Consider the following 1,472-nt stretch of genomic DNA (forward strand, 5'->3'; position numbering starts at 1 on the left):
CGCCCGGCCGGCCTGAGGCGCGCCGGCCCGCGCGGGTCCCGGGGCCCGGCGGGCGGGCGGCCGGGTGCCACAAGGACCTTGTACGGGAGGCCACTTCGACCGGGAAAACGCAACTTCGACAGGGCCGGCCGAGGCAGCTACATTCGCCACGCCCCACGGATCCGGCCCCGTGCGCAAGCCGCCGCACCGGTCCACGGCCGGCAGCCCGGGCCCCGACCAGGGAGAGACGCATGCCCCGACTTGCTCTGTACACCTTCGGCGTCCTGAAGTCGCCGCTGGCCGATCCCGGACCTCGCACGCGCGAGTTCTACGACAGGGGTGAGGCCGTCTACCGGAGGATCGGTCAGCACCCCGGGTACCTCGATCATGCCGAAGCGGCGGCCGCCGCCCGGGGCGCGCTCTTCGACGCGGACTGGGGTGCGTGGGGAGAGTTCGCCGTACCGGCCTGGTACGGCAAGGGCCGTACGGTGGAGACCACGGCCCTGGCCGCGACCCTCTCGCTCTGGACCGACCCGGGCGCCGCCCTCGACGCCGTCTACACCGGTCCGCACCGTGAGGCGCTGAACAGGCGTCACGACTGGTTCGAGAGGACCGAACACCCGAGTTACGTGTCCTGGTGGGTCGCTGACGGTGTGGTTCCCACCTGGCAGGACGGGGTCTCCAGGCTGGAGCACCTCCACGAGCACGGCTCCGCGCCGCACGCCTTCAGCTTCCACCACCCGTTCGCCCCGGACGGAAGTCCGGCTCCGCGGCCTCCGCGGCCACTGCCCGCGGCGGACCGAACCACCTTCCATTCTTGACAGGTGGACCGGCTGCTTCCAGTCTCGACATGTCGAGACCGGAATATCCAAAGAGGGTCATCGCGTTGAGGGCGTGCCGCGGTCGTCCGTCAGGTCACTGCCGTGCCCGCTCCCACGGCTCGCTGCTGCGGAAGTAGGTGTCGTAGAGCTCCTGGACGGCACGGCACCGGGAGATCCATCCGCCCGCCCCGCTCGAGCTGCTGTGCTCCGGAGAGGTCGACATCGCGCTGCTGTGGCTGCCGGTCGACGAGCCGGACCTCACCGTCGGTCCGGTCGTGCACGGCTCCCCGGTCCTGCTCATGGTCGGCGCGTCCCATCCGTTCGCCGGCAGGAGTCGGTCCGGCCGGAGGACTTCGCCGGATGCGAGTCCGTGGCGAGCAGATCCCGGCCGTCCGCCGTGGAGGCCGCGCTCAACCCCTTCCGTACCACGTCGGGCCGTCCCGTCCCGTGCGGCCCGCAGGTCTCCACCTGGCACGAGGCGCTGACGGCAGTCGCCCGCGGCCGGGCCGTCACCACTGTGGCCGGGGAGCTCTGCGCCTGGCCCGACCTCGTGTTCCTGCCCGTGGTGGACGCACCGCCCAGCCGCCGGGCCCTCGTCCGGCGCACCAGCCGGGAGAGCGACCTGATCCGGGCGTTCGCCCGGTCCGAGACGTTGCTCCAGATGGCGTGGGT

At 72.4% G+C, this 1,472-nt stretch carries 2 protein-coding genes and 1 pseudogene; 2 read left to right on the top strand and 1 reads right to left on the bottom strand.

Annotated features, from left to right (window positions below; genetic code table 11):
- The first annotated feature begins 230 nt into the window (after window positions 1-230).
- The gene (locus ACFV0G_RS39290) at window positions 231-800 is read left to right on the top strand and encodes a DUF3291 domain-containing protein (RefSeq protein ID WP_380558700.1); all 570 of its coding nucleotides are present in this window, start codon (window positions 231-233) and stop codon (window positions 798-800) included.
- Window positions 801-894: 94 nt separating this feature from the next.
- Here the strand turns inward: ACFV0G_RS39290 and ACFV0G_RS39295 are convergent, their stop codons facing one another.
- Entirely contained in the window at window positions 895-1,023 is a 129-nt protein-coding gene (locus ACFV0G_RS39295) for a hypothetical protein (RefSeq protein WP_380558703.1), read from the bottom strand.
- Window positions 1,024-1,170: 147 nt separating this feature from the next.
- Between ACFV0G_RS39295 and ACFV0G_RS39300 the strand changes: the two are divergent.
- A pseudogene (locus ACFV0G_RS39300) lies at window positions 1,171-1,472 on the top strand (hypothetical protein); the annotation flags it as partial.

The organism is Kitasatospora sp. NPDC059571, from assembly GCF_042735675.1.
Lineage (GTDB): Bacteria > Actinomycetota > Actinomycetes > Streptomycetales > Streptomycetaceae > Kitasatospora.

What these genes read in the sequence shown, in the direction of transcription:
- ACFV0G_RS39290 (WP_380558700.1), top strand. Translation starts at nt 231, where the DNA reads ATGCCCCGACTTGCTCTGTACACCTTCGGCGTCCTGAAGTCGCCGCTG.
- ACFV0G_RS39295 (WP_380558703.1), bottom strand. Translation starts at nt 1,023, where the DNA reads ATGTCGACCTCTCCGGAGCACAGCAGCTCGAGCGGGGCGGGCGGATGG.